This is a genomic window from Lysinibacillus sp. FSL W7-1291 (genome assembly GCF_038593415.1).
Lineage (GTDB): Bacteria > Bacillota > Bacilli > Bacillales_A > Planococcaceae > Lysinibacillus > Lysinibacillus fusiformis_D.
This window is the reverse complement of the sequence record NZ_CP151994.1, coordinates 878,109-892,088: the sequence shown is the minus strand read 5'-3', so window position 1 is coordinate 892,088 and position 13,980 is coordinate 878,109. Positions and strand designations below refer to the sequence as shown.

The following is a 13,980-nucleotide window of genomic DNA, read 5'->3' as shown; positions in this document are numbered from 1 at the left end:
TTAGCATTCCTTATATTTGCCCTTTCTTTAGCCAAGGTAAAAATCCTCGTAAGAAGCGTTCTGTTGCCGGCATAAAATAAGATCCAAAATGATAATCTGGATCCAATGTTGTATTGACCCAAATCCCATTTGTGTTCACTCGATCAATATATAAGACGGCCCCACCATCATCTGTCGATACTAAAACTTCACAGCCCTCACTTGGCCAGTACACACCATGTTGATGCCAAGTTGCATCCTCCAATGTAAGGTAATTCTTAAATAAATCATGCGTTGCCTCTATTAAACGCAAGCCACTATCAGCATTAGGCTCTAGCCACCACCAAAAATTAGTTGGCCTAGATTCCCAATTATGCATTGGCAACCAATCTCTGTGCTGAGGGCCAAATGTGACCACTACTTTACCTGTATTCGCAAAATCATAGATCTTTTGAATATTTTTATCTAATAACCCTGTATGAGATTGAGAAGGGATGATTAATACATCAAAGGCATCTAAATTTTCTTCCTCTAACTGACGCACTGGAATCAATTGATCAATATACTGAGCGAATTCAGATGTCTTATATGTACGCCAATGTTGTGAACTACCACTATACATAACAGCTATTTTACGCACTACTTGACACTCCTTTCCGCTAAATACATGTATTCTTCTTGTACCCATTGCATTAGCTGTGTAGGAATACGACTGGTTGTTTTTGATGATGACGGTGTCATGCCTCCAATAGTTAAAAGATTATTACCTGCATGCATAAAAATAGTCCCATTTGTTGAGCTTCGGTCAATAAATGTCACAGGCTCACCGTCTGGCAAGGTTAATAAAATTTCCGCATCTGTAGGTGCTGGATGATGTCCACGAGCAAAAAATCCTTTCACACCTTTATTTATTGTCATATCTTCTTCCTTTACACCTGCAAAAATTCTGTGTTGTTTCGCAATTGAGATGTCATAATCCCAATGATTTCGAATTTCCTTTGCAATAAATGCCTGCTGTCCTGGCAACCAATTTGTGACTAAGTTACCGAAGAAGCATACAATCTTTTTACTTGCCAAAAAATCTGCGATAATTTGCTTCTTTTCTTGCAAAAATTCTTGATCGACAAACCCTAAAATTATCATACATTTATAAGAAGACAGCTCAATATTCGGTAAATCATACATATCTACAATTTCAAAATTTTCATCTGCTTTGCCTTGAGAAAAAATATTACATGGATGAACAACAATATAGTCTTTTGACATCTTCATACCTCCTTGCATTTCGAACTATATCACCATTGATAACGATTATCAATATCATGTAAGGTGTAAGATTTTAATTTTCGCTGTCCACTTATCCGTTTTTCTCGAATTATAAAAATCTCCTATTGTACTATTACATTTTCTTATAGAATGCTATAAACCTACAAATGAAGGATGATATTCTATCAAAAATGATTCTTGGAAGTCATCGCAAAAAAGCTATATAAATTCCTCCAAGTGCTACCATACTGCTGGAATAGATGCTCAATTAAGATAAAAAAACCCAAACAATTACGAATCAGTAAATAAAAGCTTCGTATATTGCTTGGATTAAATTAGAAAATATTTTAATAAATATAATAGAAGAAACACTATAAAGGATTTATTTACCATTATAAGTTTAGCTTACCTGATAGACTCTATCTTCAATTTCTTCTTTATACGTTCACAAAATGCTTGTTCTTGCTCATTTAAAATTTGGTTACGGTTAAATACAATACCATTTTTTCGTTTAATAGATAGACCTTTCACATATTTAAACGTTAATTTATCTAGACTATCCTCTATTGATTTATAAGGTAAAAAGGATACGCCCATACCCTGCTGCACAGCCTTCTTAATAATTTCAAAATTAGTCATCTGTATATAATAAACAGGTACTGCCTTCTGATGTAAAGCTTGTTTAATATGCTGATTCAAATAAGAACTTTGGGACAATAGCATCGATAAGTTTTTCAAATCTCTTGTATAAATGATTTGACGACTTGCTAAAGGATGATCATTTGTCATCACTAATACTAATTCTTCCTCAAATAAAATATCGATATCAAATGACTCGTGAACAATCTTATCAGCATCATAAATCGGCATCACAGCAAATTTGGCATGGTTTTCTACTAAACTACTTTTTAAATCTTCATAGCAATAGCTATTAATTTCATATGGATATTGTTTATATGTGCTATTATTTTTATCAAATAGCTCGTCAAAAAAGCTATCTGCAATATAGTGACTTATATATAATTTGATATTTTCCTGTTGTGTCTGCTTTACTGCTATTCGCAATTGTTGGTCCATTTCCTGCATCTTCTGCGCATAAGCCAACACCATTTCGCCTTGTGTAGTTAACTCGATTTGTCGTTTTTTCCGTGAGATCAGCTGGCAGCCTAATTCACTTTCCAATTGCTGAATATGCTGAGAAACTGTTGGTTGGGAACAAAACATCTGCTTCGCTGTTTCAGTAAATGATTTGTATTGTGCTAATAAAATAAATGTTCGGTAGCGCTCATTCATCGTAACCCATTCCTTCATTTTTAATTGATAATTATTATCAATTATAATACTATTTTTTATGCATAAAGTAAAATTTAATATCCATAGGGCCACATCTTCAAGTTATTACCTTTTATTTATTTTATTCAACGACAAGCTGCATTTAAGAAAACAATTGTAAATAAAAAAGGAGTGTAGATAAGCGAATGAACATCCGCTTTTTCTACACTCCTTTATTCAAATTATTTTTTCGCTACAATGTGGATTGGGTTGCCAAGTAATACTTCAGCAGTTTCCATTGTAATTTCACCTAATGTTGGGTGAGCATGAATTGTTAAAGCGATATCTTCAGCAGTCATGCCGCCTTCAATCGCTAAGCCCATCTCAGCGATCATATCAGATGCACCAGCACCTACGATTTGAGCACCGATTAATAAGCCATCTTCTTTACGAGCAACAAGCTTCACGAAACCTTCTGATTGGTTTAATGCAAGCGCACGGCCGTTTGCTGCGAATGGGAACTTCGCTGCAGTGTATTCAATGCCTTCTGCTTTCGCTTGTTCTTCGTTGTAACCAACTGTCGCCATTTCTGGATCTGTGAAACATACAGCCGGTACAGCAAGATAATCAACAACTGATTTTTCACCAGCAATCGCTTCAGCAGCAACTTTACCTTCGTAAGAAGCTTTATGTGCAAGCTGAGGACCTGCAACGATATCACCAATTGCATAGATGTTTGAAATATTTGTACGACATTGTTTGTCAACATTGATTAGACCGCGTTCACCGAATTCAACACCGATTTCAGCAAGGCCCATTTCATCTGTATTTGGACGACGACCCACAGTTACTAATACATAGTCAGCTTCAACTTTCTTCTCTTCTCCACCAACTTCATAAGTTACTACTACGCCGTTTTCAGTTTCTTCAACGCCTTTTGCAGATGCGTTAACTTCCATTTCAACGCCTTTCTTTTTAAGGCCTTTTTTCACGATTTGCGTCATTTGTTTTTCGAAGCCAGCTAAAATATCTTTTCCGCCTTCAATAATTGTAACTTGTGAACCTAGGTTTGCGTATGCTGAACCTAGCTCTGTACCAATATATCCGCCACCGATAACAACTAATTTACCAGGAACTTCTTGTAAAGAAAGTGCTCCAGTAGAGTTTAGTACGCGATCAGAGAATTTGAATGTTGGAATTTCAACTGGACGAGAACCTGTTGCAATAATGACATTGTTAAATGTGTAAGTTTGAGCAGATTCACCATTGATGATACGCACTGAGTTAGCGTCAACGAAATAAGCTTCACCTTGTACAATTTCAACTTTGTTACCTTTAAGTAAGCCTTCAACACCGCCTGTTAATTTTTTAACAACGCTGTCTTTAAATGCTTGTGCTTTTGAGAAGTCTAATTTCACATCAGAAGCGATGATTCCCATGTCATCTGAATGTTTAGCTTGCTCAAAACGGTGACCTACTGAAATTAATGCCTTTGATGGGATACAACCTACGTTTAAGCACACACCACCAAGTACATTTTTTTCAACGATTGTTACTTTTTGGCCAGTTTGAGCTGCACGAATTGCTGCTACATATCCTCCAGGACCTGAACCAATGACAAGAGTATCTGTTTCGATTGGGAAATCTCCTACTACCATTTTGTTACGCCTCCATTAATAATAATTCTGGCTCACTTAACAAACGCTTTAAGTGATTTAAAGCATTTTGTGCAGTGGCTCCATCGATCATACGATGATCAAAGCTCAATGATAATGCTAACACAGGTGCGGCTACAATTTCACCATTTTTTATTACAGGTTTTTCTGAAATTCGACCAATACCTAGTATAGCTACTTCAGGATGATTAATTACTGGCGTGAACCATTGTCCTCCCGCAGAGCCAATATTCGTAATGGACATAGAAGCACCTTTCATTTCATGTGGCGCAAGCTTGCCTTCACGGGCTTTCGTCGCTAACTCATTGATTTCATTAGACACTGCAAATACAGATTTGCGATCTGCATGCTTAATAACGGGTACTAATAGGCCTCTTTCAGTATCAGCAGCAATACCAATATTATAGTAATGCTTTTGAATAATTTCTTGCGTTGCATCATCTAATGAGCGGTTAAATTCAGGGAACTCGCGTAAAGTTGAAATAAGTGCTTTTACTACATATGGTAAATATGTTAATTTGACACCTTTTTCAGCAGCGATATCTTTGAATTTTTTACGATGTGCTACAAGAGCTGTTACATCGACTTCATCCATAAGTGTAACATGCGGAGCTGTTTGTTTCGAGTGTACCATTGCTTTTGCAATCGCTTTTCGAATACCAGACATTTTCTCACGAGTCTCTGGGAATTCCCCTTCAAGAACTACAGGTGCTGCTGGAGCTGCTGCCTCTTGCTGAACTGTTGCATCAACTGATTCAACAGTTGCCGTATCAGCCTCTACAGAGCCACCACCTTTTAAGAAGTTTTCAATATCTTCTTTTAAGATTCGACCATTTTTACCTGTACCCTTCACTTCACGGATGTTAACATCTTTATCACGTGCAAATTTACGTACAGAAGGCATTGCAATCACACGTTTTGTTTCATCAATCACTGTCTCCGCTTTTTCAGGAGCTTTTTCTGGTGCCTTTTCCTCTTTAGCAGGAGCTTTCTCTACGTCCTGACCAGACTCTGCAGTTGCCTGAACTTGTGCTTCTGTTTTTTCTTCAGCATGATGATCACCTTTTAGCTTTAAGTCCTCATAGCCAGGTGCATCCAAACGGATTAGGACATCGCCAACTACAGCAACTGTTCCTTCTCCTACTAAAACTTCCTCAACTGTTCCTTCAACTGGTGAAGGAATTTCTACTACCGCTTTATCATTTTGGACTTCACAAAGAATATCGTCTTCTTTTACTGTATCTCCAGCTTTAACGAACCATTTCACGATTTCGCCTTCGTGAATTCCCTCGCCAATATCCGGTAATCTGAATTCAAATGCCATGTGTACCCATCCTTTCTAGTTACTGTTGTTCAAGTTTAGAAGCTTTATTAGAATGTTAAAACTTTTTTCGCTGTTTCCATTACATCTTTGTAGTTTGGTAACCAAACACCTTCAGCTTGTGGGAATGGGTACACAGTATCTGGTGCAGCCACACGAAGAACAGGAGCTTCTAAGCTTAAAATTGCGCGCTCTGTAATTTCTGCTACTACGTTTGCAGCGATACCTGCTTGTTTTTGAGCTTCTTGGACAACGATTGCACGACCTGTTTTTTCAACTGATGCGATAATTGTTTCCACATCGATCGGTTGAATTGTACGTAGATCAATGACCTCTACAGAATGTCCTTCTTTTTCTAGTTCTTCAGCAGCCTTTAAGCTTTCATGAACCATTAAACCGTAAGCCACAATTGTTAAATCAGTACCTTCACGTTTTACATCTGCTTTTCCTAGTGGAATTTCGTATGCTTCTTCAGGTACTTCTTCACGGAATGAACGGTATAGTTTTAAATGCTCTAAGAAAATAACTGGGTTGTCATTACGGATAGATGAAATAAGTAAACCTTTTGCATCATATGGTGTTGATGGAACAACAACTGTTAATCCTGGTTGTGCTGTCATTAAGCTTTCTAAGCTATCAGAGTGCATTTCAGGTGTGTGCACACCACCACCAAATGGTGAACGGATTGTTACTGGTGCATTATATACCCCGCCACTACGGTAGCTCATACGTGCTAATTGACCACTGATTGAATCCATTACTTCATAAACGAAACCGAAGAATTGAATTTCAGGAACTGGACGGAATCCTTGAAGAGAAAGACCGATTGCTAAGCCACCAATACCTGATTCTGCTAATGGTGTATCAAAAACGCGATCAACCCCAAATTCTTTTTGTAGGCCTTCTGTCGCGCGGAATACCCCACCGTTGACACCTACATCTTCCCCGAATACAAGAACGTTTTCATCATTCTTTAATTCTGTGCGAAGTGCATCTGTAATTGCTTGAATCATCGTCATTTGTGCCATAGGTTATTTCGACTCCTTCTCTTTATAGATTTCATACTGTTCTTTTAAATTAGATGGCATTTCGCCTTTATACATGTTTTCCATTAATTCTGTTACTTTTTGTTTTGGAGCAGCATCTGCTTTTTTAATTGCTTCTTTAATTTCTTCTTTTGCACGTTCGATTACTGCTTCTTCTTTCTTTTCATCCCATAAACCTTTTGCTTCTAGGTATTTACGGAAGCGAACAAGTGGATCTTTTTGTGCCCATTCATTATCTGTATCAGATGTACGGTAACGTGTTGGGTCATCCCCAGCCATTGTATGAGGACCATAACGGTAACACATTGTTTCAATTAATGTTGGACCTTCACCATTAACTGCGCGCTCACGTGCATCACGCGTTGCTACATAAACTGCAAGCGCATCCATTCCATCTACTAAAATACTTGGTAAACCAGCTGCCACACCTTTTTGTGCAATTGTTTTAGCAGCTGTTTGCAATTCACGAGGTGTTGAAATTGCATATTGGTTATTTTGTACGATGAAGATTGCTGGTGATTTAAACGCACCTGCAAAGTTAATTCCTTCATAGAAATCGCCTTGAGAAGAACCACCGTCACCAGTATAAGTTACTGCAACAGCTTTTTTCCCACGCTTTTGTATACCTAGTGCAACACCTGCTGCTTGGATATATTGAGCACCGATAATAATTTGTGGTGCTAGAACATTTACACCCTCAGGTACTTGGTTCCCCATAAAATGTCCACGAGAGAATAAAAACGCTTTATCTAAAGGTAGGCCATGCCATACAATTTGTGGTACATCACGGTAACCTGGTAAAATCCAATCTTCTTGTTCTAACGCAAAATGAGAAGCAAGTTGCGAAGCTTCTTGACCAGCAGTCGGCGCGTAGAAGCCTAAACGACCTTGACGGTTTAGTGAGATTGAACGTTGATCTAAAATACGTGTATAAACCATACGTGTCATTAGTTCAACTAGTTCCTCATCTGATAATTGTGGATCTGCCTCTTTATTTATAATTTCGCCTTCTTCATTCAAAATTTGAAACATTTCAAACTTATCTTCGATTTCAGTTAGCGTTTGTTTAGCATCAAAAATATTATTGTTTTTCTTGCTCATTTGTCACATCTCCCTTTCAGCTGTATTAAAATAAATCACCTTTTTAACTAGTACAACTTATTCTTGAAATTCAGTATACTGAATAAAATACTGTCGGTCAATCATCTATTACTGCTCTATACAAAGATTTTTTCTAGAATAACAATCAAACATTGCTGTCCTATACTGTATCAGTAATATTCAAACTCTGTATTACAACACCTTATTTACACCGTACAGCTCATACGTTTTCTCACAGCTTTTCCCCTAGTAGAATACCCCATTCTCGAAAATCTAATAGCATTAGAAAAATTTTTTGAGTATATTCAAATAAGGTCTTTTTTCATGTGATTGTTTTAAGACGTGATGTATACTTATTAATAAGGCACTACAAAGTTGAAAGGAAGATTACTATATGATTTTAATGGATGATATTATCCGCGAAGGTCATCCGACTTTACGCACAAAAGCAGAGGAAGTTAAATTCCCTTTAACTGATGAAACAAGAAAGCTTGCAGAGGATATGCTTCAATATTTAATCAACAGCCAAGATCCTGAAATGGCCGAAAAATATAATTTGCGTAGTGGCATTGGCTTAGCTGCCAATCAGGTAAATTGCTTACAGCGTATGTTTGCCCTTCATTTAAAAGATGAGGCTGGCGAACAATTAAGCTTTGTGGCCATTAATCCAAAGATCGTTAGCCACTCTGTCGAAAACACATACCTATCAGCAGGAGAAGGATGTCTTTCTGTTGATCGTAATATTCCTGGGTATGTGCCACGTCATGCACGCATCACAGTAAAATTTAAAACAATTGATGGTGAAGAGAAAAAGATGCGCCTTAAAGGATTGCCGGCTATTGCATTTCAGCATGAATTAGACCATCTGAATGGTGTTATGTTTTATGACCGAATTAATGAAAAAAATCCATTTGCCGAAATACCAGATTCAATCCCATATGAGCGAGACTAAAAACAAACCTCGGCAGTTATCCACATCTGCCGAGGTTTGTTTTGTTTATATTCTAGTTATACGTTCATTAATCGTTTCAATTAACGCAGGTAGCTCTGCCATAGTTTCAATCGTATAATGAGCGCCAGTTTCTTCAAAAATGCATTTCGTTTTCGCTATCACTTGCTGTTGTTCTTCAGCAGTTAATGCTTGGAACTCTGCTTCAGAAAGTCCCATTTCTGAACTTCCAATAATAACACCAACAGCCCAAACACCTGCATTCAAGGCCTCCATTATATCTGAGGTTGTATCGCCAACCTTCACAACTTGCTTTGTTGCTTTTGACCCTAATGCCTCCATATTTTTAAAAATCATGAATGGGTATGGTCGTCCTTTATCCCCTACCTGTGTAGGTGTTACGAGAAAATCAGGTTGATAACCCTTGTCAGCTGCATGTCTTGTCACTACTTCCATCATGGAATCAGTATAGCCTGTCGTTGAGCCAATTCGAATTCCCGCTTCTCTCAATTGCTGTACGGTCGCTTTCACATGCTGGATAGGATCTGTATAAGTTGCCAACGATTCCATTAACTTTGTTTCGAACTGCTTGTATAATGCACTTACATTTTCTTCTGTAAAGGCTTGTCCATGCACACGTTGCCATTCATCAGCAATTCTTGGCATTTCTAGCATCGTACGGATATGGTCAATTTTCAGCATACCCATTGGTTTACGAGCCTCTTCCAGTGTAACTGTGACACCTGCATCTTCAAAAATCGTTAAAAAAACATTTACAGGGGCAAAGCAACCAAAATCTACTGCTGTCCCTGCCCAATCCAAAATAACCGTTTCAATTTTCATTCGTTTTCACCACCATATAATTTTCTATGACCTCACATAACGTCAGCATATCTTCCTCATGAATATCACCAATATTGCCAATACGGAATGTATCCACATCAGTCAACTTACCAGGATAGATGACAAAACCCGCTTTTTTCATTTCCTGATAAAAATGCTCAAAAGTAAACTCGTTGTGTGGGAATAAAAATGTTGTAATAATAGGTGATTGAAGCTCTTTTGAAACGTACGCTTCAAACCCAAGCACTGACAAACGAGAGCGAAGTATATGATTATTATGCGCATAGCGCTTATGGCGGGCATCGATTCCACCTTCATCGATTAACTCCTCAAGCGCCTTCGCAAAAGCTGCCACTACATGAGTAGGTGATGTGAAACGCCACTTTCCATCTTGCTTCATCACTTCCCATTGGCTATACAAGTCTAATGCTACGCTACGGGCTTGTCCTTTACATTTTTCTAAAGCTTTTGTGTTCGCGATAACAAATCCAAAACCTGGCACACCTTGAATACATTTATTGGCACTACTAATGCAAAAATCAATATGCAAATTGGATACATCCATCGGTACACCACCAAAGCTACTCATCGCATCCACGATAAACGTTTTATCGAATAAATGAACAACTTCTCCTATTTCCTTTATTGGATTTAAAATACCAGTAGTTGTCTCACAATGCACTACGGCTACATGTGTAATACTTGCATCTTTTTCAAGAAAAGCTTGAACTTCTAATGAGGATGGCTGTTCATCGTAAGGGACACTATAAACAACATGTTGTAACTTTAAAACGTTAGCCATTTCAACAATTCGCTCACCATAAGCACCATTTGTTAGAATTAGTACTTTATCGTTATCACCAATCGCAGTTGTTAGTACAGACTCTACGACAAAGCTTCCACTTCCTTGCATAAGCACCGTGGTATATTCAGGCTCCTCGACATGAGCTAACGCTAAAAGTTGCTTGCGAATCACTTGTGTCACATTTTTATAGTCGTCATCCCATGTACAACGATCTTTTAACATTTCCTGTTTTACCGCTTCAGTTGTTGTCAATGGTCCTGGTGTCAATAATTTATAGTTACTCATCTGCTATAACTCCTTATCGCTGCGCTTCTTTAAAGAAGGCTTGATGTTTTTCTAATAAATCAACCGTTAATGTTGTATCCCATTTTTTAAAATAAGTTGGAACATACTCATCCTTTACCTGTTCCCCTTCATATAGAGCTACAGGATACTGCTCCAATAAACTACTGCGAGCCTCCGTTGCGATCACCTTTGCCATTTCTTTAGCTAAAGCTTCATCACCTTCTTTATCCATAACAGCCACAGATTCCGTTAAAGTGAAGTTTCCTTCTGTCGGGTCAATATATTCAATCGGCAATCCTTCGTTTTTAGCATCAATTGCTTGAATACGTAAACCAAAGCCTGCAGCAACCTCACCAGTTTTCACCTTTTTGATAGGGCCAGAACCTGAGCTTTCAATATGTGGGCCAGCATTTTTAATTAAATCAGCTAACACCTTTTGTCCTTCGTCGTCACCATATTCCTTTATAATGGCTTGTACTAAAAGCCAGCCTGTTGAGGAATCCATAATATTTGGGAAGGATACTAATTCCTTGTAAGCAGGGTCTGTCAAATCCTTAATCGATTTCGGTATTGCTAGCCCTTTTTGTTGCAATATTTCTGTATTAATAAAGATGGAGCCAATATTGCCTAAAATTGGCAGTGCATATGTAACTCCTCCATCAAGCGGCTTTAAGTCCGAAGAAATATCTACAAACATGGCTTTAGAGGTTTGAGCACTTTCTATAAAATAGGAAGCCATCGTGACAACATCTGCTTCAATATCTGTCCCTTCTGCCATCATTTTGCCACCTAACTCAGAAGTACCGAATGATTGGATTAAATACTTACCTTGATAGCCCTTATCATCTAATGTGGATTCCATTACTTCAATTGCTTCATCATCAGCATTTGAATAAATAATGACTTGCTCTTTGGAATCAGCTGTTGCCCCTCCACACGCAGCTAAAACAACCGCCGCTGCACTAATTGTCCCTAACATCATGCTTGTTGACTTGTTCATTTTGATATCTCCTCCGCTTTTTCTTTATGTGCTGTTATATAATCACAACCTAATTTCACAATGAGGTTTGTACATAAAATAAATATCGATAGTACAAAAATATCGGTGTACTTTGCGAAATGCTGAAGCTCTTTGATGCGTGTTGAGACAAACATTGTCTTCGTGCTGACAAGGAAAATAACACCACTAACCGTGACCATAGCATTTAAAAAAAAGTAACTAAACATTTGATAAATCGTTGGTCTAATATTCGGCAAAATAATTCGTCTAACGGTTTTTAACCAAGAATCCTTTAATAGCTCAGCTGTCACTTCCCATGTAGGGTCCATCTTTTGTAATGAATTTTTCGCCATTAAATAAGGTGTCGTAAAAAAATGAACAATATTACATGCAACAATGATGAAAAATGTACCTTTTAATGAACTTCCATTAAAGAAAAACAAGTAGGACAATCCAAGCACCATTCCTGGTACTGTATTTGTAATCATGGAGGCTACATCTAAGCTTTTTCTTCCTTTTAACGGTGTCCGAACATTGAGTAGCGCTGACAGAAATGTAATGACCACGCCTAATATAGCCGTTAATACTGCCACGATAAGAGAATTGACATATACCTTTATTAAATCCTTCTCTGCTAGTACATTTTGAACATGCTCTAATGTAAAGCTGAAGTTATATGGATAGCCTTTCGTAAAAGGCACAATAAACATCGTTGCAAAAATGATGAATACGATCGTCACACAGACAATTGAATAAATAGTAAACAACGTGTCACGCAGACGATGCTTTACAAGGTCACTTCGCCCACCTTGTTTATAGTGAAAATTGAAACGCTCTAAAATTGTTAATAGGGCAACACCAAGTACGGCAGGTACTAGCATTAACACTGATATCACTGCGCCACGCTCAAAATGGACAATGGAGCCTAACATCGCTTGATAGAGTTCAGTGGCAATCACTGTGTAATTTCCACCAACAGATGCGGGTATACCAAAGTCTGTGAAGCTTAAAATAAACGTTAAAATAAAAGCACCACCAATCGTACCTAACATTGGACGGAATACAGTATGATAAAAGCGACGAAGTGAATGATCATGCATTAAAATGGACACCAGTAAAAATCGTTTGTCGATATATTGCATGGAGTTTTGCATTAAAATAAAAGCGACTGGCAATGTGTATAAAACGTAACCAAGCACCAAACCGTTGTACCCATAAATTGTAAAAAGGGGTTGCCCCACTAATTTCGTTAGAATTCCTTGATTACCAAATGTATAAATCAGCACAAAACCATAGGTGATGGTTGGCAGAAGCATGGGCAAAGTAATGCCTATTTGCACAAGCTTTTTCGCATGGCGATGCATCGTTGTAAAATGAACAGCATAGGCCAATAAAAAAGCTAAAATGGTTGTAATCACTGAGGCTACAAAAGAAACTTTAAAGCTATTGATAAAGGCTTCTCGAATTTCGATATTTTGTAAAGCATCTATATAATTTTGAATGGTCACCACATTTCCTATTTTGAAAGACTGCCAAAACATATAAAGTAATGGCACAATTAAAAAGAATAGGAAAAAAATAAGAATCGGTAGAAAAATCAATTTCATCATTTTATTCGTTTTAAGCATATGTTTCTCCAAACAATTGATAGATGTTATGTCGCTTAATATGAAGCTGCCTTAAAATAAAGTCCTCAATAAATTGATTTTTTGGTGCTGTTACTATTTCATGAGGCGTACCAAATTGAGCAACTGTTCCCTCATTAATAATCATGACTTTATCAGATAATGTGAGGGCTTCTTCTGGATCATGTGTCACGATAATGGTTGTCAATTTAAATTCACGGGCAATAGATTTAATACGCTCCTTGATGGATTCCTTAATGACGCCATCTAATGCACTTAGTGGCTCATCTAACAATAGTATTTTAGGCTGCATCACAAGTGTCCTCGCAATGGAAACTCGTTGTTTTTGCCCACCAGATAATTCGTGAATCTTTTTCTGCAGATGAGGTGTTAGCTCTAAAAAATCGATATATTCTTGTATCTCCTCTTTGGACATTTGCACGTTCTTATTTTTCAAACCATAAACGATATTGTCGTATGCATTTAAATGAGGAAATAACGCAAAATCCTGAAACACAATATTAAACCCTCTTTCTTGCATCGACTGCTTGGATATATCTTGTCCATTGTAGACAAGCTGTCCAGCCGTTTGATCTACAAGCCCTAAGATGATATTGAGCAAGGTAGTTTTACCACAACCACTTGGCCCTAGTAACGAAATGATTTCACCTGATTCGATGGTTACATTGATATCTACTAAAACTTTCTTATTTTTATAGCTTTTTGCGATATTTTTTAGCTCTAACAAATTGGTCACCTCTCTCAGTTCTTAGCTTTAGTATAGTGACCATTTGTAAAGGAAAATGCATTTT

Annotated in this window: 13 protein-coding genes; 1 reads left to right on the top strand and 12 read right to left on the bottom strand. The window is 37.5% G+C overall.

Going from position 1 to position 13,980, the window contains the following annotated elements:
* Positions 1–10: 10 nt before the first annotated feature.
* The 7 genes from NST76_RS04085 to pdhA all read right to left on the bottom strand — a co-directional run bounded on the left by NST76_RS04085 (position 11) and on the right by pdhA (position 7,661).
* Positions 11–619: a hypothetical protein gene (locus NST76_RS04085; protein WP_058843442.1), complete on the bottom strand. Its 609-nt coding sequence runs from the start codon at positions 617–619 to the stop codon at positions 11–13.
* On the bottom strand, positions 619–1,245 hold the full coding sequence (locus tag NST76_RS04080; protein ID WP_089931916.1) for a hypothetical protein: 627 nt from the start codon (positions 1,243–1,245) through the stop codon (positions 619–621). The genes NST76_RS04085 and NST76_RS04080 overlap by 1 nt, the downstream gene beginning before the upstream one ends.
* A gap of 405 nt (positions 1,246–1,650) precedes the next feature.
* Positions 1,651–2,538, bottom strand: a complete 888-nt coding sequence (locus NST76_RS04075; RefSeq protein ID WP_051891703.1) for a LysR family transcriptional regulator — start codon at positions 2,536–2,538, stop codon at positions 1,651–1,653.
* A 221-nt stretch (positions 2,539–2,759) separates the two neighbouring features.
* Positions 2,760–4,175: a dihydrolipoyl dehydrogenase gene (gene lpdA, locus NST76_RS04070; RefSeq protein WP_036125472.1), complete on the bottom strand. Its 1,416-nt coding sequence runs from the start codon at positions 4,173–4,175 to the stop codon at positions 2,760–2,762.
* A 4-nt stretch (positions 4,176–4,179) separates the two neighbouring features.
* A complete protein-coding gene (locus NST76_RS04065; RefSeq protein WP_089931913.1) occupies positions 4,180–5,517 on the bottom strand; it encodes a dihydrolipoamide acetyltransferase family protein in 1,338 nt (445 codons plus the stop codon).
* Between the two features lie 47 nt (positions 5,518–5,564).
* The gene (locus NST76_RS04060) at positions 5,565–6,542 is read right to left on the bottom strand and encodes an alpha-ketoacid dehydrogenase subunit beta (protein WP_036125477.1); all 978 of its coding nucleotides are present in this window, start codon (positions 6,540–6,542) and stop codon (positions 5,565–5,567) included.
* Positions 6,543–6,545: 3 nt separating this feature from the next.
* The gene (gene pdhA / locus NST76_RS04055) at positions 6,546–7,661 is read right to left on the bottom strand and encodes a pyruvate dehydrogenase (acetyl-transferring) E1 component subunit alpha (RefSeq protein WP_058843438.1); all 1,116 of its coding nucleotides are present in this window, start codon (positions 7,659–7,661) and stop codon (positions 6,546–6,548) included.
* 394 nt (positions 7,662–8,055) lie between these two features.
* Here pdhA and def point away from each other — a divergent pair, with 394 nt between their 5' ends.
* Positions 8,056–8,613 (top strand): peptide deformylase, encoded by a 558-nt coding sequence (gene def / locus NST76_RS04050; RefSeq protein ID WP_036125484.1) that lies wholly within the window; start codon positions 8,056–8,058, stop codon positions 8,611–8,613.
* A 45-nt stretch (positions 8,614–8,658) separates the two neighbouring features.
* On the opposite strand, the gene phnX is transcribed toward def, so the two are convergent.
* The 5 genes from phnX to NST76_RS04025 are packed head-to-tail and all read right to left on the bottom strand — an operon-like array spanning position 8,659 to position 13,916.
* Positions 8,659–9,453: a phosphonoacetaldehyde hydrolase gene (phnX, locus tag NST76_RS04045; RefSeq protein WP_036125486.1), complete on the bottom strand. Its 795-nt coding sequence runs from the start codon at positions 9,451–9,453 to the stop codon at positions 8,659–8,661.
* Entirely contained in the window at positions 9,443–10,543 is a 1,101-nt protein-coding gene (locus NST76_RS04040) for a 2-aminoethylphosphonate--pyruvate transaminase (protein ID WP_058843436.1), read from the bottom strand. The genes phnX and NST76_RS04040 overlap by 11 nt, the downstream gene beginning before the upstream one ends.
* Before the next feature lie 13 nt (positions 10,544–10,556).
* Positions 10,557–11,543 carry an extracellular solute-binding protein gene (locus tag NST76_RS04035; protein ID WP_089931911.1) on the bottom strand — a complete coding sequence of 329 codons (987 nt, stop codon included), beginning with the start codon at positions 11,541–11,543 and terminating at the stop codon, positions 10,557–10,559.
* A complete protein-coding gene (locus NST76_RS04030; protein WP_342544658.1) occupies positions 11,540–13,171 on the bottom strand; it encodes an ABC transporter permease subunit in 1,632 nt (543 codons plus the stop codon). The genes NST76_RS04035 and NST76_RS04030 overlap by 4 nt, the downstream gene beginning before the upstream one ends.
* Positions 13,164–13,916, bottom strand: a complete 753-nt coding sequence (locus tag NST76_RS04025) for an ABC transporter ATP-binding protein (RefSeq protein ID WP_058843433.1) — start codon at positions 13,914–13,916, stop codon at positions 13,164–13,166. The genes NST76_RS04030 and NST76_RS04025 overlap by 8 nt, the downstream gene beginning before the upstream one ends.
* Between the last annotated feature and the right edge of the window lie 64 nt (positions 13,917–13,980).

Excerpts from the sequence above, each read along its gene's own strand:
- NST76_RS04080 (WP_089931916.1), bottom strand. The coding sequence starts at position 1,245 with ATGTCAAAAGACTATATTGTTGTTCATCCATGTAATATTTTTTCTCAA.
- NST76_RS04075 (WP_051891703.1), bottom strand. The coding sequence starts at position 2,538 with ATGAATGAGCGCTACCGAACATTTATTTTATTAGCACAATACAAATCA.
- lpdA (WP_036125472.1), bottom strand. The coding sequence starts at position 4,175 with ATGGTAGTAGGAGATTTCCCAATCGAAACAGATACTCTTGTCATTGGT.
- NST76_RS04065 (WP_089931913.1), bottom strand. The coding sequence starts at position 5,517 with ATGGCATTTGAATTCAGATTACCGGATATTGGCGAGGGAATTCACGAA.
- NST76_RS04060 (WP_036125477.1), bottom strand. The coding sequence starts at position 6,542 with ATGGCACAAATGACGATGATTCAAGCAATTACAGATGCACTTCGCACA.
- pdhA (WP_058843438.1), bottom strand. The coding sequence starts at position 7,661 with ATGAGCAAGAAAAACAATAATATTTTTGATGCTAAACAAACGCTAACT.
- def (WP_036125484.1), top strand. The coding sequence starts at position 8,056 with ATGATTTTAATGGATGATATTATCCGCGAAGGTCATCCGACTTTACGC.
- phnX (WP_036125486.1), bottom strand. The coding sequence starts at position 9,453 with ATGAAAATTGAAACGGTTATTTTGGATTGGGCAGGGACAGCAGTAGAT.
- NST76_RS04040 (WP_058843436.1), bottom strand. The coding sequence starts at position 10,543 with ATGAGTAACTATAAATTATTGACACCAGGACCATTGACAACAACTGAA.
- NST76_RS04035 (WP_089931911.1), bottom strand. The coding sequence starts at position 11,543 with ATGAACAAGTCAACAAGCATGATGTTAGGGACAATTAGTGCAGCGGCG.
- NST76_RS04030 (WP_342544658.1), bottom strand. The coding sequence starts at position 13,171 with ATGCTTAAAACGAATAAAATGATGAAATTGATTTTTCTACCGATTCTT.